This window comes from Streptomyces sp. NPDC026575 (assembly GCF_055567415.1).
Map to the genome: position 1 here is coordinate 83975 of NZ_JBVHQM010000001.1, position 17768 is coordinate 101742.

The window sequence follows — 17768 nt, forward strand, 5'->3', positions numbered from 1 at the left end:
GGCACCCCGTGCATGACCCCTCCAACCCTCAACGGATGTCGAGATGACTACACCTCCCTCCAGCCACGTGGCCGCTCCGCCCGCTCCCCCGGGCAAGGGTGGGGCTCCGGGGCAATCAGGACTGCACTCCGGCCTCAAGAACCGCCATCTGTCCATGATCGCCGTCGGTGGGGTCATCGGCGCCGGTCTCTTCGTGGGATCCGCCTCCGGCATCACCGCGGCCGGCCCCGGCATTCTGCTGTCGTACGCCCTGGTGGGCGCGCTGGTCGTCTTCGTGATGCGGATGCTCGGCGAGATGGCGGCCGCCAACCCGACCTCCGGCTCGTTCTCCGCCTACGCGGACCGGGCGCTGGGCCGCTGGGCGGGCTTCTCCATCGGCTGGCTGTACTGGTTCTTCTGGGTCGTCGTGCTCGCCGTGGAGGCGACCGCCGGCGCCGCGATCCTCACCAGCTGGGTCCCGGCCGTCCCGCAGTGGGCCTGGGCGCTGATCGTGATGGTCGTGCTCACCGCCACCAACCTGGCCTCGGTGGCCTCGTTCGGTGAGTTCGAGTTCTGGTTCGCGGGCATCAAGGTCGTCGCCATCGTCGCGTTCATCGCCCTCGGCGGCCTGGCGATGTTCGGTCTGCTGCCGGGCTCCGACAACCCCGCCTCCGGCTTCGCGAACCTCACCGCGCACGGCGGCTTCCTGCCGCACGGGCCCAGCGCGATCCTCACCGGTGTCCTGATGGTCGTCTTCTCCTTCATGGGCAGCGAGATCGTCACCCTCGCCGCCGGTGAGTCCGAGGACCCGCAGCGCGCGGTCACCAAGGCCACCAAGAGCGTCATCTGGCGGGTCGGTGTCTTCTACCTCGGTTCGATCCTGGTCGTGGTCTCCCTGCTGCCCTGGAACGACCCCTCGATCACCAAGAAGGGCTCGTACGTCGCGGCCCTGGACTCCATCGGCATCCCGCACGCCGGCCAGTTCATGAACGTCATCGTGCTGACCGCGGTGCTCTCCTGCCTCAACTCCGGTCTCTACACCGCCTCCCGGATGGCGTTCTCGCTCGGACAGCGCGGCGACGCTCCGAAGAGCTTCGCCCGGACCAACTCGCGGGGCGTCCCGCAGGCCGCGATCCTGGTCTCCGTCGTCTTCGGCTTCGTCGCGGTCGGCTTCAACTACCTGTGGCCGGACACGGTCTTCCAGTTCCTGCTGAACTCGTCGGGTGCGGTCGCGCTCTTCGTGTGGCTGGTCATCTGCTTCTCGCAGCTGCGGATGCGCGGCATCATCCTGCGCGAGAACCCGGAGAAGCTGGTCGTCCGCATGTGGCTCTTCCCCTACCTGACCTGGGCGACCATCGCGATGATCTCCTTCGTGCTGGTATACATGCTCACGGACGACAGCCCGGGCGGCGGCCGGATCCAGGTGCTGCTGTCGGTGCTGCTGGCCGTCGTGGTGGTCGCGATCTCCCTGCTCCGCGACCGGCTCGGCCGCAACACCGAGCGGGCGTCCGTCTCCTCCCGCTGACCCGACGAGACGCCTCTCACGGGCGGCGGCGTGCCTGGCACGCCGCCGCCCTTGGCGGGCCTTCGGGCCCGTACCTCCACCCACCACGACCCACCCCGGAAGGGCCTCCGCGGACATGCCCGTCTTCAGACGCCGCAAAGGCAGCCGTCCCCATCTGGTCCCCGAACTCGACGACCACGATCTGGGCAAGGTCCGTCGGCGCGTCGAGACCTGCTGGTCCCGCGGCTCTCTCGACACCGCCGTCATGGCCATGATGGCGGGCGTGCTCGACGAAGCCGGCGAGGACTGGGACCGCAAGGCCCATCGCCTCCGGGTGCTGGCCGGTGCCGCGGGGCGGGCGCTCCCCGGCATCTGGCGGCAGCACAATCCGCACCACCAGGGCGCGTTGCTGCTGCACGCCTGGTCGGATCTGCTCCAGGCCCGGCAGCAGGGCTCCGCCGCCGGTCTGGACGAGGTCCGCGAGACCCTGCTGCTGGCGGCCGAGCTGCTCCCCGCCGACCCCACTCCCTGGACCCTGCACCTGGCCACGCTCCGCCTGGAGCGGCGCCCGTCGCGCGAGATGTCGGCGATCTGGCGCGAGATCAAGGCGCGCGACCCCTGGAACCGGGAGGCCCACCTCCAGGCCCTGGGCTACCTCTCGCCGGACGAGTGCGGCTCCAGCGCCCTGGTGCTGGACCTGCTCGACGGCGTCCGCTCCGTCATGCCGCCCGACGCCCCCGCCGCCGGCCTGGAGCTGACCGCGCTCGTCCGTACGCATCTGCGGTCGGTCGCGCCCGGCGGTCTGACGGCCCTCGGCGCCAACGAGATCTGGCGCCGCCCCGACGCCACCCGGGCGCTCGACCAGGCCGCGCACTACTGGCCGCGCCCGGGGTTCCTGCACCACGCGGCGGCGCTGGCCGATCTGAACCTGCTGGCGTATGCGCTGATCAAGTCCGTCCGGATGGCCGATGCGGCAACCGCGCTGCGCGCGACCGGGGGCGTGGGGACGCCCTGGCCGTGGAACTCGGACGGCGATCCGCTGGAGCGGTTCTCGCACTACTTCGGCCGCGCCACCGCGACGAACTGACGGAGGCTTACCCGCCTCCACGAACCGACGGAGACTTATCAGATTTAAGGGGTATACGTCCAAGGTTTAGCCAAAACGGGTGGAATTACGGCCTCCTTCCGGTCTCTCCCGAGTGCCCCGATCCCTTCCAGGGAACCCCATCCTGGAAGAGCGTTGGGAGACCCGCATGCGCGACACCGTCAGCACCGGCCGCTCGGCGGCGACTGGCGGCTGGCGCGTGCTGCTGCTCCTCGTACTCCTGGCGTTGGTGCACTCCGCGCTCACCGCCGACTCCTCCGAGGCACAGGCCGCCGAGGCCGGCCGCTGCCTCACCCGCGCCGACGCTCCCGCCGCACCCGGTCCGGCCGAGCGGTCCTGCGTCGCCCCGGCGCCGCTGCTGGCGTCGCACGGCATCGGTGACAGGCACCCGGGCAGCGGATTCCGGCGCATGTGCGAGGCATCGGTCTGCCATCTGCGCCACCCGGTCCCGACCGGGCCCGGCGGCAAGGCGATCCGGGATTCCGCCGTGGCGGAGAGCGTCTGCACAGCGAGTGACGCCTTGTCCTGGGCCGTCAGCACGGCCGCCGCTGCCGCCGCGCCGACGCGGGTGACCGTCCTGCGCTGCTGATCCCGACCCCGGTCGCACGCCCACCCCACCCCGCAACGGGGCCCGCGGGGCGATCGCGGCCTGCCGTCGTCAGCCCTCAGGACTCTCGCACCGCAGGAGATTCGGCATGCCCCTCGACATCTTCGCCGCCCTTGGCGCGCTCGTACGCGCCGAGGCCGCGCGCACCGCGCCCAAGACGAAGCCCACCGCGCCGACCCCGCACACCGACCCGGACCGGGCCCCGCACACCGAACGGGACCGGGCGCAGAATCCGGGCAACCCCGAGCCCCCGCCGGCCCGGTCGCCGGGCGGCGCGCCGCCCACCGCGTCGGACGCCGTCGCCGCGGCCACGCCCGAGCGCCCCCGCCCGACGCTGCTGCGGAGGCTGTCGGCGCTCACCTCGATCGTGCAGAAGGGCCGTACGGGCTCCACCGGCGGACGCCGGGCCGCCGACTCCTGACGGGCGGTGGCGTCCACCGCCGCTTGTCCGCCTCCCGGTCGGCGGCGATCCTGGAGGTATGGCCGGTCACGCGGCTGAGCACACGCCGGCCGGGGACACCGCGGCGGCCGTCGGCCCCGGTGCCGTCTCCGGCTGGGCCGTCCGGCGGCCCGGCCCGATCGCCTCGGGTCCGCTGGTCCCGGTCCGGCGCCCCGCGCCCGAGCCCGGCCCCGACGACCTGCTGCTGAGGGTGGAGGCATGCGGGGTGTGCCGTACGGATCTGCATCTCGCGGAGGGCGATCTGACCCCGCACCGGTCGGCGGCGGTACCCGGGCACGAGATCGTCGGGCGGGTGGTCGCCGCGGGCGACGCGGTCACCCGCTTCCGCGTCGGCGACCGGGCCGGCGGCGCCTGGCTGCGCGGCACCTGCGGCGACTGCCGGTACTGCCGCGCCGGCCGCGAGAACCTCTGCCCGGCGTCCCGTTACACCGGCTGGGACGCCGACGGCGGCTTCGCCGAGGCCGCCCTCGTCCCCGCCGACTACGCCTATCCGCTGCCGGACGACCGCAGCGCCACGGAGCTGGCGCCGCTGCTGTGCGCCGGGATCATCGGCTACCGGGCGCTGCGCCGCAGCGCGCTGCCGCCGGGCGGGCGGCTGGGCATCTACGGGTTCGGCGCCTCGGCGCATCTGGCCGCGCAGATCGCGCTGTCCGAAGGGGCGAGGGTCCATGTGCTGACCCGGTCGGCGCAGGCCCGGGAACTCGCCCTCGCGCTGGGCGCGTCCTCGGCCGCCGGCGCCTACGCGCGCCCGCCCGAGCCGCTGGACTCGGCGATCCTCTTCGCGCCGGTGGGCGATCTGGTGCCGGTGGCGCTCGAAGCGCTGGACCGGTCCGGCACGCTGGCCGTCGCCGGGATCCATCTCACCGACATCCCCGCGCTCACCTACGAGCGCCATCTGTTCTACGAGCGGAACCTGCGCAGCGTGACCTCCAACACCCGCGAGGACGGCCGCGAGTTCCTCCAGGCCGCCGCCCGGATCGGCCTCCAGGTCACCGTCAGCCCCTACCCCTTGAGCCGCGCCCCCGAGGCGCTCGCCGACCTGGCCGGCGACCGGGTCCACGGGGCGGCGGTACTGGTCCCCGGCTGAACGGTGCCGAACCCCGGTTGACGAGGGCGGGCGATCCCGTTTCCCGCCGACTGGCTCCCACGTCCTTGAATGCCGCACCATGGGGTGAAGAGGGTAAATTACGACATATCCAATGAGGCGGTGGCGGGGTCGACGCCCTGGCCCCGAGGGCGGATACGGCGACCGTGGCTTACGACGACGGCTTCCCGTGTACGGAGGCGGTGCAAGCAGTGACCGCGCGGGTCCTTGGGTCTTCCGGGGCCGAACTGACCGCCGTCTACGTGCCGGCCGAAGGGGACGGCGATCTTCAGCTGGCCGAGATGGTCGGTGGCTCCGGTGTCCCCTACACACTGCCGACGAGCTACCCCCTGTCCGGCAACTCCCCGGTCGCGGCGGCCTTCCGCACCGGCCTCGCCCAGTGGCTGAGCCCGGCGGAGCTGGCCGAGCACGGCGGGCCCGGATCCGCGGACCGCACCGGCGCGGAGCCCGGCAACGGCACCGGGGCCATGCCGGCCACCGTCTCGCTCGGGGTGCTGCCGCTGGGCGGCGATGCCAGGCGGCTGGGCTGCCTGGTCGTCGTCGAACAGGCGCCGGACGCCTTCGACGCCGACCGCCGCCATCTGCTGGAGCTGCACGCCGACCAGGTGGCCGCGGGTCTGGAGGCGATCGAGGCGCGGGTGCTGGCCCGGACGGAGCGGCGGTCGCTGCTCGGCCCGGGGCTGGACACCCTCCGGGGCGGCGCCTTCACGCTGGTCCTGCACACCGGGCGGATCGAGGCGGACACCCAGGTCCTGGAGCTGTTCGGGATCCGCGCCGGGGAGTTCGACCGGCACGTGGAGACGCTGCTGGAGCGCACCGCGCCGGACGACGTACCGGCGCTGATGTCGATCGTGGAGCCCGGCGAGGTGCCCGTCGCCGGCCAGCAGCTGTCGTTCCGGATCCGCCGGCCCAACGGCGAACTGCGCTGGCTGACGCTGCGCTGCCGGGTGCTGACCGGCGCCGACGGGGTGCCGGAGCGGATGCTGGGGGTGGTCGCGGACGCCTCGTACCTGCGCCCCAGTGCCGACGAGGTCTCCATCGTCCAGCGGCTGTCGGCCGCGCTGGCCGGCGCGACGACCCTACGGGACGTCAGCCGCTCGGTGATCACGACGCTGCGGGCGCCGCTGGCCGCGAGCCGGATGGCGGTCGCCGAGCTGGAGGCCGACCGGCTGGTGGTCACCGCCCTCGACCCGCCGGAACCGGAATCCTGGCCCCCGTCCTGGCAGTCCGAATGGCGCTCCGAGTGGCCCGACGCTTCGTGCCATGCGCTGCCCACCCTGGAGGGCGTGCTGCGGGGCGGCCATGTCGCCCTGTGGCCCCCTGCCGCGGCGCTCGAACCGGGCCTGGCGGGTATCGGCCCCGGTGGTCTGGCCGTCCTGCCGCTGCCGGCCGAGGGCCGGATCGTGGGGGTGTGCCTGATCGGTTGGGAAACGGAGCACCACTTCGGACCGGAGGAGCGCTCTCTACTGACCGCGACCGCGGGTCTGGTGGGGCAGGCCCTGGTCCGCGCCCACGCCATGGACGCCGGGCACGAACTCGCCACGATGCTCCAGCGCAGTCTGCTGCCCCGCAAACTGCCGGAGCTGGCCGGCGGGGTGGCCGCGGTCCGCTATCTGCCCGCCACGATGGGGCTGGAGGTGGGCGGCGACTGGTACGACGTCATTCCGCTCTCCGCCGGCCATGTGGCGCTGGTCATCGGCGATGTGGAGGGGCACAGCGCGGGGGCCGCGACGATCATGGGCCAGATGCGCACGGCCATCCGGGCCTACGCGGTCGAGGGGCATCCGCCCGACGTGGTGATCTCCCACGCCAACCGCCTGCTCCTCGGCATGGAGACCGACCTCTTCGCCACCTGCTGCTATGTGGACCTGGACATGGAGGAGGGCATCGCCTGGTTCGTGCGGGCCGGCCATCTGCCGCCGCTGCTGCGCCACCCCGACGGCAGCACCGAGGCCATGGTGGTCGAGGGCGGGCCGCCGCTGGGGGTCGCGGAGGAGGCGGAGTATCCGCTGACCGAGGTCGGGCTGGCTCCCGGCACGGTCCTGGTCCTGCTCACGGACGGGCTGGCCGAGTCCTCCACCCTCACCCTGGAGGACGGCATCCGCCGGGTACGGGAGGCGCTCGGTGCCGCCGATCCGGCCGATGCCGGACGGCTCGCAGACGACCTGCTGGGCGGGGCGAAGCGGCGCGACGACGATGTGGCGGTGCTGGTCTTCCGCTACGACGGCATGCGCGTCCGCCCGACCCGGGCCCGCTGGGCGGTGTGGCGGCTCCCCGACGCCGTCATGCACGCCCGCCGCTTCACCGGGCGCACGCTGCGCTCGTGGGGCGTGACCCAGGAGCTGGACGTGGCGCTGCTGGTGGTGTCCGAGCTGGTCACCAACGCCATCGCCCATACGCAGGGCGAGGTGCAGCTGGATCTGACGATGGCCGCCGACCGGCTGCGGATCGCCGTGAACGACACCTCGCCGCGGGCGCCGGTCAAGCCGGTGAGCGTGGACTGGGAGTCCACCGGCGGCCGCGGGCTGCTGCTGGTCTCGGCGATGTCGCTGTCCTGGGGCTCGGTGCCGCTGAGCGGCGGCAAGCAGGTGTGGAGCGAGATCAGTGTGCAGCCGGAGGAGCGGATCGGCGCGGGCGAGGGTGAGGGGGTGCCCTGAGGTGAAGAGCCGCCTGCGCAAGGCAGCCGTCGTCCTGTTCGGAGCGTGCTTGCTGGCCGGGCCGGCGGCCTGCGGCAAGGCCGCCGAGGTGGACAAGCCGGCCCGGTCGGCGTCCGGCGAACCGCCGCGGATCGGGGTGCTGCTCCCGGACAACAACTGGCGCTTCTACCACTTCGACAAGCCGCTGATGGCGAAGCGGATCCACCAGCTGTGCCCCGAGTGCCAGGTGGACATCGTCAGCGCCGATCACGACATCGCCACCCAGCAGGCGCAGATGGCCGCGATGCTCACCAAGCGGGCCAACGTCCTGGTCCTCGACGCGGTCGACTCCCGCTCGCTGCGCGCGCCGATCGAGCGGGCCCGCCGGGCCGGCGTCCACGTCGTCGCCTACGACCGGCTGGCGGAGGGGCCGATATCGGCGTACGTCTCCTTCGACGGCGCGCAGGTCGGCCGGCTCCAGGCCCGGGCGCTGCTGCGGGCGATGGGCGACAAGGCCCGCACCGGCCAGATCGTGATGATGAACGGCGGGGAGACCGACCCCAACTCCGCCTGGTTCAAGCAGGGCGCGCTGGAGGTCCTGCGGGGCAGGGTGCGGATCGGCAAGGCGTACGACACCGCCGGCTGGCGCCAGGAGGCCGCGAACGCCAACATGTCCGCCGCCATCGCCGCCCTCGGCCCCGAGAACATCGACGGTGTCTACTCCGCCAACGACGGGCTGGCCACCGGCATCATGGCCGCACTCAAGGCCGACAAGGTCACTCCGCTGCCCCCGATCACCGGGCAGGACGCCCAGCTCGACGCGGTGCAGCGGCTCCTCACGGGCGAGCAGACCATGACCGTCCTCAAGCCCTTCCGTCCCGAGGCCGACAACGCCGCCGCCATGGCCGTGGCGCTGGCCCGCGGCAAGAGCCTGAAGGACATCGCCCCCCGGCGCGTCAGCAGCCCGACCACCCGCGGCATCCCGGCCGTGCTGCTCACCCCGATCCCGGTGACCGCGAAGAACATCAAGGAGACCGTGGTCAAGCACGGGTTGTACACGATCGACCAGATCTGCACTCCCAAGTACGCGTCGGCCTGCGCCAAGGCTGGTCTCACACACCCTGCAGATGGCGAGGGAAAATCCCCTCCTTGATCAACCCCGCGGGCGCCATTACGTCCTCTCAGCCGATCTTCACTGCCGAGAGGGCGCGGTACTTGTCCTTCTCCAGCTCGGCCGGGGATAGGTTGAACATCTCGTACACCGCGTCCAGGACGAACAGGGAGCTGTTGCAAGCTCTCGTGCACGATGCACATCGCGTAGTGCAGAGCTGTCCACTCCAGTCCGGGGCTCATGAGGACGACACCGGGCATCTTGTTGGCGCTGCCTCCGCCGTCGGCCCCTGAGTTGAAGACGATGATGTCGGTGACCATCAGAGACACGGCGCGGCGAAGGTCGACGTGAATGTCCTCGATTAAGTCGAGGGCTGCTCCTACCTTCTCGTCCCACGCCTCACGGGCCGGCCCGTCGCACGGAGTGGCCGGGCCCACGATGTGTGCGGTGGGGCTGTGACAGAGCCCCCCACCTGCTCTACGCCGCGCGCCGCTGGGTGCCCGTCTCCACCTCCCCGCCGGAGGCCACCGGCCGGCCGATCACCCCGCGCTTTCCGCCGCGCTCCCAGTCGAACACCGCCCGCAGATGAAGGAAGGTCTGGAACAGCTCCTTGCCGTGTCGCACGGGGACCAGTTTCCAGCCCTCCGGACGGACGTGGAGGACGGCCGCCGCGTCGATGGCCGGGATCGGGACGGACTCCCCGGTGTCCGCCTTCACGATGCGGTCCGCGTTCGCGTACGCGGAGAGCTGCAAGGCAACCTCCTCATGCACACCGCTCCTGGTGGCCTTCCAGTCCAGGACCACGGTCTCCCCGCCAATCCGCGCGATGGCGTCGAACGACCCGGCGTAGTTGTGCTCGTCGCTCCTCACCGCGTCTTCCAGGAACAGGAACTCCGGCTGGATGGCGTCCGGGTGGACCCGGGCCACGTCCTCCCCACGGGCCAGGCGCTCGAACACGTCGTGGGCCGCCGACCCGGCCCCTTCGGGAGCATGGACAAAACGGAGGTCACGCCGGGCGCCTTGGCGCCGGTGTCCGGGTCTACGGGGAACAGGCAGAAGTGGCCCCACATCTCGAACGGCCAGACGACCGCCCCCCGGCCCCTGACGGCGTCTTTCTCGCTGGCTGTGCCTGTGCACGGACCACCGACGGCCCGCCGGTCGAACACCTGGCGGAGCCAAAGCAACCCGTTGCGGTGGGGCCAGTTAAGGCCGTCCTAGACACGTAGGGCTAGCCAGAGTGCGGTCCTACGCAGCCCAGGGCAGGCCACCCTGCCAATCCGCTTCATCGATCTAGTCGACTGCCTGCGGCACAAGCATCTCGCTAGCCATAATGAACACCCGCGGGCAACCCCCTGAGAAGGATCCGAAGTCCGGAGCTGTTCGATACGTGACACCGGGTGATCGCGCATCCGTCAGCTACTCAGCTTTCGACTCCACCCAGCGGAACACGACATACCGAAAACGCGAGACTTCAAGCCGCAATAAAATCAGAGAAGAAAGAGAAAGTCGTAATTGCGAACCGAAATCAGAAGAGCGACCGCCCCATTTAAGGCTCCCCGGCGCGAAGCACTAGATTCCATAGTTAGCGCAATTTCGACGATCCACCCGGACGCATCGATAAGTCTCGCCGGAATGACAAACGACGGAACAACACTAGTTACCGGCTCCAGCCTAACTGACCTAGATAGCGAGCTACCTGATTCAGACACCCTCGAATACTTGGAAATCACCGCATCTTCCGCATCTTCCCCGCCTGAAGAAGTAATCACTATCGAATTCGGGACGCGTCAGCCCAGTTCAAGATTGAGATCTTTTCGGAACTGGTTTCAGCGAATTCAAGTTTGGTACCTCAGCGTAACTGTAGAGTGCGACAATGCACAACAGGCGGATAGGTTAATGGAAGCAACGATTGCTGCACTCCGAGGGCAACGCATCATCAGGCCTTACGTGGCAGTAATCGCTACGACGCCGGCAATATCTGAAGCCATCGGGCTGACATTGATGGCAGCACTCACCGTCAGGGGTAAGTCCTTCACGCCCTTTGATCGAAGTGACTACATGCTTGCCCTGTTCTGCATTTTCTACTGGAGGTTGGTATTCTTCGCAACCCCACCCAGGGCTGGGGTCTATTTGCGAGATCCGGAAAGGTCGGCAAGTAGAATCTCAAGGTGGACACCGTCTCCGCGAGCGCAAGCTCTGTGGACCGTGATCGGCGGGCTTGCAGGGCTCATTGCGCTGATTGTTTCACTACTCGCATGGCTAGTCCCTCAAGGGTAGAGACGCCCGTCCTGGCCGCGCCCTTATCGCGGCCAAACGATGCCCGCCCGCACTGCAGTTCCGGGACAAATAACCAACTTGCCGATGCCGTCGCCCACCGACTCCTCCGGCAGGGGCGCCGGGTTGTACTTGGCCGCCACCTTCCGGGATGCGCCTTCGCCCAGGAACAGGATCACCACGAACGTGATCGCGTCCATGGCCTGGTCATTCACGGCCACGTCCGCCACGGCGGGGATGTAGTGGCCCACCAGGACCAGGAGGGCGCCCAGGGCCGTGCGGGCCCTGGCGGGGTTGTCCCGGATGGCCTGGCGGATGAGGTCGAACATTCAGTCTCCCCACTTGTCGATCAAAGCGCGGACGCTGGCCTGGAGGTCGGCCACCGTTCCGCCGTTACGGAGCACGTGATCTGGCGTGATGCCGTCCAGCTCCGTTTCCGAGTCGTGTTCACCGGCTTGTCCGACCAGGCCCGCCCCTGGCCGCTCCACGCGAACGACCACGGCCCCCGCCGCCCGGAGGACGGCCAGTTCGTTGGCGTATCGCAGGTCCGTGACGATGCACAGCAGGTTCCATTCCGTCCCCTGGCGGAGCTGGGCCTGAACGGGGCGGACCCAGAAGTCCGGGTCTTGGTCCCGGATGGCTTGGCCGTACTCCTGGAGGAGTCGCCGGACCGAACGCCAGGCGGGTGTAGGCCGCGTGCCGGCCGAATTCGGCGGCTGCGGTGTCCTTGCCGGACCGGGCTTTGCCGATGAGCGCGATGTGGGGGACGGGACAGGGGTCCTCCAGGCGTAGCGCGCCCTGGGGCGCGGGGTGTTTGTCGTCTTGCACTGGGCTCGTTACGCGGCGCCCGTGGCCTTCAGGGCCGCCGCGATCAGGGTTCCGGCGGAGGTGAGGGCCGCCACGGGCAGGGCGTAGCGCCACCGCTCCAGGCCCCGGAGCCGGGTTTCGTGGTCCGTCAGGGTCTGGGTCACTGCTTCGTGGGTCTGGGACAGGCTCCGTACATCGCCGCGCAGCGCCACCAGTTCGTCATAGATTTCGCGAGCCCCGATGGTGACGCCGCCCAGCTCGTCACGCTCGCTCACGTCTGTCTCACCCCTTCACGGTGAACCCGTGCTTTGTGCCCAGGAGGCGGAGCGAGGCGATTCCGGGGATGCCGTCCGGCGGGCCACCGACGCGGGCCCGCTTCTGCCAGTTCGCGTACGCGATCCGAGTCATGGATCCGAACGAGCCGTCGCACCAACGGCCGTTCAACAGGCCCTCCGCACGGAGCGCGGATTCGACGTGTCGTACATCGGCCGGGTAGGTGGTGCCACCCTGGCTCCGGCCTGGGTCACGCACGGCCGCCGTGCGGATGTGGAGCAGGGACACCACCGGCTTGGCCTTGGCCGGGGGCTTGGCGCCCTTGTCCGGGATGCTGATCTTGTCGCCGGGGTGGATCAGGTCCGGGTTCTTGATCTGCGGGTTGATCGCCAGAAGGGCGGCGAGGGAGACCCCAGCTGAGGCCACGATCTTGCCGCAAGTCTTCTTGCCCTCAAATACCAAGACCTTCCAGCCGGGTTTGCAGCTTGAAGTAGCTGGAGGACTGCCTTCTCCTTCCCCGACGAGTCGTACGGGTCGTCATAGACCCGCAGCGCCACCACGTCGATCCGGGGAACTGCGCGTCCCCTGCGGCGAACGCCACCGACTCCGGGGCAGTGACCGCCACCGGATAGGCGCCCTGAGGGGCAGTGCCCTGGATGACGGCCCGGCCCACACCCACGGTGGCTTCCATCTCCCCGGCGGAGACCAGGGCGAACGGGCTGCCGCCGGGGACCACGCCGGAGCGGGGCGACAGTTCCCCGGCGGGGGTGAACGTCCCGATCGGGACCACGCGGGTGTCCTCCCGTGTCTGGCCCGCGCCGTCCGGTCCTCGCGTCACGAGCCATCCACTACGAACCGTCACAGCCGGCTTGCCTCTCTGCTACCAAAATGCGTGGCGCCACCGGACCGTCACCGATGCGCGCGGGTCGTACGCGGCCATGTCCGCGCGAAATGCCATGGGGTGGAGCCGGGTTCGACGGTGAACGCCTGCTCCGGCACGGAGGCCCGGGTGGCGGTGTAGAGGCGGGAGGCCGCGCCGTTGAGGACGACCGTTCCGGCCGCACAGTCCACGGTGAGCGTGTCGCGCTCCGCCTCCGGCACCATGCCGCTGATCGTGCGCACCTTGAACTGGCAGCCAATCGGCAATGGCCCGCTTGGCCAGAGCTTGTACTCCTCGGTGGCGCTGCGGGGGATGTAGGGCCCGTCATGCTCGCCACGCATGTACCGGTCTATTCGATCCAGCCGCTCACGGTCCGCGCGCAGCCGGGAGAACCCCAGCTCCGCTCGCTCTGTCGGGGAGAAGGTGGTGTCGGTCATGCGCTCCTCTGGACATCCGACGGTTCAGGAAATGTCTAATTCGGCACGTGGCGCCACTGAGGGACGCGATATCTGAATTGCCAGCGGGAGTTCATCCAGAAACCCGGATGGCCTAGCTATCGCCGCGGATCGCATGGGTACCTCTACTGTTCGGCACACACCCCCAGAAGGCGTTCACCCGAATGCATCAGGTGGTGCGCCACAACCGACGACGAAAATCTGACCGTGAAGGGAACCGGCCCATGACGACTCAACTCATTCGCGTCCTGCCTGAATTTCAGACAGTCAAGTTCCAAGAGAAGTTCCATACCAGCGAAAGCGAGCTCGTCATCGAGGACGAAGTTCGTTTCGACCACCCCATCGCAAAGAACAAAGACAGGGAACACATCGTAGAGGCGGCCCTGAAGGGCTTCACCCTGGAGTACCGGGGCGCCAATGAATTGAGCGGGGAATTTGTTCTGGGGCGCGAGGAGGTGAGGGTCGAAGTCGCCAGCGTCGACGGCCGGAAAGTCAAGGTGCGGTTCGTGGCACGACTTCGCACGATGGTCGCGCAGCCTGGTGTCCACTTCAGCGCCAGTGGACAAGCTGTTGTCTGGGCGCTGACCGAAATCGACTAGCGCACCTTAAGTCCCCTCCAGTTCTGGGCTAGAGGGGACACAAGGGAGCACGTGAGAAGAAGTACACGGACCCGGACCGCTCGGCGGGCCGGGTCTTGCCGGATTCGATGAGTCGATGTCTCGCCAGGTCGGCCAGCAGCGTGGCCGCGTAAGCGTCGACCTTGTGCGCGGACTCCCGGTTGGGCTTGCCGAAGGACAGGCCGTAACGGTTCGGCCGGCGCCTGGTGTTCAGGACGTGCCGACGCAGTGTGCGGCCCAGGGGAACCGCTTCTCCCTGGTGTCGGACGTGGCCGTCCTCCACCGCCGCCACCAGCCGCTCATTGGCCAGGGTCAGTTCCTGGAGGCCGCCGCGCATGTCCCGGCCCACCGCGGATTGCGGGGACGCCTTGATGACCAGCCGGTCCCGGTAGTCCTCGCTCCAGGCATCCACGTAGCGCTACGGACGCCGAAGGAAGATCCGCAATACTCGCTCGGCCCTCCCACGAAGGTCCGGGTCACCATGGGCTACTGCGGTTATCGCGAGGACGCTGATCAACGCCACGAACAACAAAGCAGGTGTGAGGAGCGCGAGTTCATTCATGCGTTCAGTGAACTGCAGCAGCCCACCATATCGCAATCAATCTACGATCCGCTAGAACCAATTGCCGTATTTTTCAAATAGACGCGCTGATCGCTTCCGGTATTCAGCCACTCAGGTCACAGCTCTCCCGGATGCCGGCGCTCCGGCCTCCGCCGGGACGGGCGCCTCCGCCGAGCCGCCGCGCCCTCTGCGCTCGACTTCCGGGCGTGATGCCAGCGGCATAGCGCCTGAAGGTTCTCCGGGGCGTGGTCGTCGCCCGGGACGATGTTGGTCCACGTCCGTGGCCGGCGCCGCGCACCGCGCCCCCGTGTCCCGTAGGACGGCCACGCATTGAAAGCCGTCGCGCTTCAGGACAGATAGGCGCCGGACGGGCCAGTCTGCGGGGAGGCGGGAGCGGCGGTCTCCGTTCCAGGTCAAGTACGTCTCCTTCCCTGTGCTGCAGGGCAGTGCGCGTTACTGTCGCTTGTGGCCTCCGCCAGCCGAGCCGAATCAGGGCGGCGCATGTAGGCGCCCCGATCGCGGAGCATCGAGTGCTCCAAAGCAAGCTCGGAGCCGTGAACTGCGCTTGCAGCACGTACACTTGAGCATCGGCACACGGTGGAACACTCCGTAGCTGTCACTCCATGGCTAACCGGTGCCACCTACCGAAGTCGACATGCAGTGCCACCCGAACCGGTATAGGTACTCCGGTACTCCGTGACACGTTGATCGCTCTCGAAGGAGAGTTAGGGGGTGAATATGTCAAGGCACGCTTTGCCTGATCACGTATCTGCGGTGGAAGTCCAGATTGCCGAAGCGTTTGAGCGAGCACTCGAACTTCAGCTTAATGTCGATGTGCATCCGGAGATTGCTGAAAAGCTCGCACAGGCTTGGCGGGACGTAACAGAATGGACTCGTTGGGAGCCTGAGTTCCGTCTGACATCTCCTGCAATTCGGGTGCACGCCCCCGGAAAGGCAAGTCCCGGATTTCAGGAGTCATGGAGTGAACTGCCCCCCATCGTCTTCCGATGTCAGCGCGCCGGTAGATGCAATCGAAACATTGGTGTACGTGCGGCGTCAGAGCGCCTGCGTAGCGCTGCTCACGATCTCCGCTTGGCAACTGAAAGCGGGGGAGACGCGAGGGCCGTAGTGCGCGAGTATCTGGCAGCACTCGCGGAAGTTCTGCGCTCGCTCATCGAGTGGATTTCGTCTGCCCTTCTCCTCCTAGTTTCCCAGTCGTTGGGGATGCAGCCTCAAGAAACCGACTGCCTCTGGAAGCCAGATCCCATCGACGCGTCACCGCAGATCACACCCAGAGGCCCCAACCCTTCCTTCCCCGTGACCAGTTACCGGGGCGGGCACCACCGCAGCGCGCTGGGGAGCGCCGTACTAGCTGCCTGAGTGGCCCGCCGACCGTTCAAGGTCGGAAGGCTTACGTTCGTGTTCAACCTGCTGGAGACGGCCCCGTGGGGCGCCGTGTTGGCCGTCGCTGTGCTCGTAACCATCTTCTCTGGTCTGACTGCCCTTGCGCGGGCCCTGTGGCCCCAGAACTCCAAGGACCGGAAGGAGCTGTGGCAGGAGTGGCGCCGGCGGAGGTAGTCCAGTCGCTGGGTGATCCCTTGTAAGCGACCCGGGCCGGAATCGAACCGGATGCTAGGGCCGTTTTTCGGCCCCAGAATCCGTCTCCTTGTCACTCTCCGTCCGGAGGGCACTAGCGCAACGTGAGAGGGAGCTGAACCCGTGGCGGGCCCGGCTCCCTCTGTTGCAGCGCCCATCGGTCGGCGTCTACGCCCAAGCAATGTGCACGGCCCTCGCCCAGCACGTGATGCCGTAGCCTCGGCGCACCGCACCTCGGCATTCGCGAATGGCGTGCATGACATGGGTAGGGTGCCCGGCCACGCGGCCAGACGCCCCGCCTGTGAGTCAGGCTGCGTACCAGGGTCCCTGTCCGGGCCGTGCATCATCCCGACATGCCAGCGCCGAGGTGCCCCCTCCGGTCACACGGTCACCATCACCCGGAATTCGCCCAGCAGCTCACGGCGCGCTGCATCATCCGGGGCGTTGACCCACTTGTCATCAACCGTCTCGCCCGTCGGCCTAGTGACCATTCCCGGAGGTGTGCGGCTCGGCCTTGAGCGCTGATATCTCACGGCTCATTCCCGAATACCGGTCGCGGAACCATTCCGTCTCCTCCGGCGAGTCATAAAGCCCAGCTTCACGGTCAGCGCGCAGCCTGCTCCGGCTCGCCTCCACCTCTGCTATTCGCTCAGGTATGCCGTTGCCCGGATCGTAAACCGTTTCCATAAACATGGACTCACCCCAGTTGCCCAAGAACCAGTGCGTCACAATTTCGTCCAGCATCGATGCTGTGATTCCCGGAGCAGGTCGGCAGTGGTCAGCGTTAGGGTAGCCACGCAGGCGCGCCTCACATATGTACCGGCGCCGCACGTCCCCCTGCCCGGCTGTGCACGGCTTGAGAGAACCTCGACCAGTTGCAAGTGTGTTGGGTAGTCCCACAGCTGCTCTACGGGCTGCCCATCGGCGCCAGGAAGCCGCACAGGGTGCCCGTCGTCGCCCACAACGGGCTCCCCCTTGTGCATGAGGTAGCCGAGTGCTGCTTTGCTCAAGAGCAGCCGCGTCACTGTGGAGCCGTACCACGGTGTGCCTTTGGGCTCTCTTCCGTAGAGAACGCGCACGTGGTCACTGGGCGCCAAGACGCCAGCACGCGTGAGCCTGGCCGCTTCGGTCCACGGTGAGACGCTTTCGGGGTCGGCAAGAATGCGCTTGGCGAGACTCCGGCGGGTTTCAGCAGCATCAGGGCTCAGGCGGACGTGGTCCACCCCGCTGGTGGGCGACAACCGTACGTATTCGTAGCCGTAGGAGGGTTTGCCGTGTGGGCGGCCAGCGGCACGGGCCTTTGCCGCCTGGTCCCGGTTCCTGCGCTGGATGGCGCGCAGCTCGAACTGAGCGCCCCACGCCTCCATGGTGAAGCGGTTTTCGTCGTTCGGGTCGTCGAGGTCCCACGGTCCTTCGTGCCCGTACGTCAGCAGCGTGAGCCCCTCGTCACGCATCATGTATCCGGTGTTGAGGCAGTCCACGACGGTGCGGCCGATATTGTCTACGGCGGCACCTGCGACGCCGTCATAGGAGCCGCGTTCACCTCGGAGCCAGGGGCCGAAGGCGGGGCGAGTCATGGGGTTGGTCCCGCCGGATACTTCCCAGTCGTCGGCCCACGCAATGATGTGGCCGCCGTGCTCCTTCGTCACTGCTAGGACGTGGTCGCGCTGGCGCTCGGGGGATGAGGTGGCATCGGTCTTACGGGAGAGTCGGCGGAGCCCGACGAGACACTTACCGCACCCGTCATACGGCCTTTCGATCGCGTTCTGATCCCTGCTGTCTGGTTTGCCGCCTTAT

17 protein-coding genes and 1 pseudogene are annotated in these 17768 nt (G+C 68.6%); 8 read left to right on the forward strand and 10 right to left on the reverse strand.

The features are described 5' to 3' along the window. Nucleotides 1-43: 43 nt before the first annotated feature. The 7 genes from ACZ4NB_RS00360 to ACZ4NB_RS00390 all read left to right on the forward strand — a co-directional run bounded on the left by ACZ4NB_RS00360 (nucleotide 44) and on the right by ACZ4NB_RS00390 (nucleotide 8549). Entirely contained in the window at nucleotides 44-1504 is a 1461-nt protein-coding gene (locus tag ACZ4NB_RS00360; RefSeq protein ID WP_467657289.1) for an amino acid permease, read from the forward strand. 115 nt (nucleotides 1505-1619) lie between these two features. Next, on the forward strand, nucleotides 1620-2570 hold the full coding sequence (locus tag ACZ4NB_RS00365; RefSeq protein ID WP_467657290.1) for a hypothetical protein: 951 nt from the start codon (nucleotides 1620-1622) through the stop codon (nucleotides 2568-2570). 166 nt (nucleotides 2571-2736) lie between these two features. After that, complete coding sequence (locus ACZ4NB_RS00370) at nucleotides 2737-3177, forward strand: hypothetical protein (protein WP_467657292.1); 441 nt, start codon at nucleotides 2737-2739, stop codon at nucleotides 3175-3177. A gap of 106 nt (nucleotides 3178-3283) precedes the next feature. Next, nucleotides 3284-3616 carry a hypothetical protein gene (locus ACZ4NB_RS00375; RefSeq protein ID WP_467657293.1) on the forward strand — a complete coding sequence of 111 codons (333 nt, stop codon included), beginning with the start codon at nucleotides 3284-3286 and terminating at the stop codon, nucleotides 3614-3616. Nucleotides 3617-3674: 58 nt separating this feature from the next. Continuing rightward, the gene (locus tag ACZ4NB_RS00380) at nucleotides 3675-4742 is read left to right on the forward strand and encodes a zinc-dependent alcohol dehydrogenase family protein (RefSeq protein WP_467657295.1); all 1068 of its coding nucleotides are present in this window, start codon (nucleotides 3675-3677) and stop codon (nucleotides 4740-4742) included. Between the two features lie 164 nt (nucleotides 4743-4906). Continuing rightward, nucleotides 4907-7417: a SpoIIE family protein phosphatase gene (locus ACZ4NB_RS00385; protein WP_467657296.1), complete on the forward strand. Its 2511-nt coding sequence runs from the start codon at nucleotides 4907-4909 to the stop codon at nucleotides 7415-7417. Nucleotide 7418: 1 nt separating this feature from the next. Further along, entirely contained in the window at nucleotides 7419-8549 is a 1131-nt protein-coding gene (locus tag ACZ4NB_RS00390; RefSeq protein ID WP_467657297.1) for a sugar ABC transporter substrate-binding protein, read from the forward strand. A 435-nt stretch (nucleotides 8550-8984) separates the two neighbouring features. On the opposite strand, the gene ACZ4NB_RS00395 is transcribed toward ACZ4NB_RS00390, so the two are convergent. The 7 genes and pseudogenes from ACZ4NB_RS00395 to ACZ4NB_RS00425 all read right to left on the reverse strand — a co-directional run bounded on the left by ACZ4NB_RS00395 (nucleotide 8985) and on the right by ACZ4NB_RS00425 (nucleotide 13178). Further along, a complete protein-coding gene (locus ACZ4NB_RS00395) occupies nucleotides 8985-9464 on the reverse strand; it encodes a hypothetical protein (RefSeq protein WP_467657298.1) in 480 nt (159 codons plus the stop codon). 1343 nt (nucleotides 9465-10807) lie between these two features. Continuing rightward, nucleotides 10808-11110 carry a hypothetical protein gene (locus ACZ4NB_RS00400; protein WP_467657300.1) on the reverse strand — a complete coding sequence of 101 codons (303 nt, stop codon included), beginning with the start codon at nucleotides 11108-11110 and terminating at the stop codon, nucleotides 10808-10810. Then, nucleotides 11111-11443 (reverse strand): annotated as a pseudogene (locus ACZ4NB_RS00405) (deoxynucleotide monophosphate kinase family protein); the annotation flags it as partial. Nucleotides 11444-11617: 174 nt separating this feature from the next. Next, complete coding sequence (locus ACZ4NB_RS00410) at nucleotides 11618-11863, reverse strand: hypothetical protein (protein WP_467657301.1); 246 nt, start codon at nucleotides 11861-11863, stop codon at nucleotides 11618-11620. A gap of 7 nt (nucleotides 11864-11870) precedes the next feature. Further along, nucleotides 11871-12287 (reverse strand): LysM peptidoglycan-binding domain-containing protein, encoded by a 417-nt coding sequence (locus ACZ4NB_RS00415; RefSeq protein ID WP_467657303.1) that lies wholly within the window; start codon nucleotides 12285-12287, stop codon nucleotides 11871-11873. Between the two features lie 25 nt (nucleotides 12288-12312). Further along, nucleotides 12313-12699 (reverse strand): hypothetical protein, encoded by a 387-nt coding sequence (locus tag ACZ4NB_RS00420; RefSeq protein WP_467657304.1) that lies wholly within the window; start codon nucleotides 12697-12699, stop codon nucleotides 12313-12315. A 71-nt stretch (nucleotides 12700-12770) separates the two neighbouring features. After that, nucleotides 12771-13178 (reverse strand): hypothetical protein, encoded by a 408-nt coding sequence (locus ACZ4NB_RS00425; RefSeq protein WP_467657305.1) that lies wholly within the window; start codon nucleotides 13176-13178, stop codon nucleotides 12771-12773. A 242-nt stretch (nucleotides 13179-13420) separates the two neighbouring features. Here ACZ4NB_RS00425 and ACZ4NB_RS00430 point away from each other — a divergent pair, with 242 nt between their 5' ends. Continuing rightward, on the forward strand, nucleotides 13421-13795 hold the full coding sequence (locus ACZ4NB_RS00430) for a hypothetical protein (protein ID WP_467657306.1): 375 nt from the start codon (nucleotides 13421-13423) through the stop codon (nucleotides 13793-13795). A 28-nt stretch (nucleotides 13796-13823) separates the two neighbouring features. On the opposite strand, the gene ACZ4NB_RS00435 is transcribed toward ACZ4NB_RS00430, so the two are convergent. From ACZ4NB_RS00435 to ACZ4NB_RS00445, 3 genes are all read right to left on the reverse strand, one after another. Then, a complete protein-coding gene (locus ACZ4NB_RS00435) occupies nucleotides 13824-14225 on the reverse strand; it encodes a hypothetical protein (protein ID WP_467657307.1) in 402 nt (133 codons plus the stop codon). A 2226-nt stretch (nucleotides 14226-16451) separates the two neighbouring features. Continuing rightward, entirely contained in the window at nucleotides 16452-16715 is a 264-nt protein-coding gene (locus tag ACZ4NB_RS00440) for a hypothetical protein (protein ID WP_467657308.1), read from the reverse strand. Next, nucleotides 16697-17731 (reverse strand): recombinase family protein, encoded by a 1035-nt coding sequence (locus ACZ4NB_RS00445; protein ID WP_467657742.1) that lies wholly within the window; start codon nucleotides 17729-17731, stop codon nucleotides 16697-16699. Before ACZ4NB_RS00445 ends, ACZ4NB_RS00440 begins: the two co-directional genes overlap by 19 nt. Nucleotides 17732-17768 lie beyond the last annotated feature (37 nt).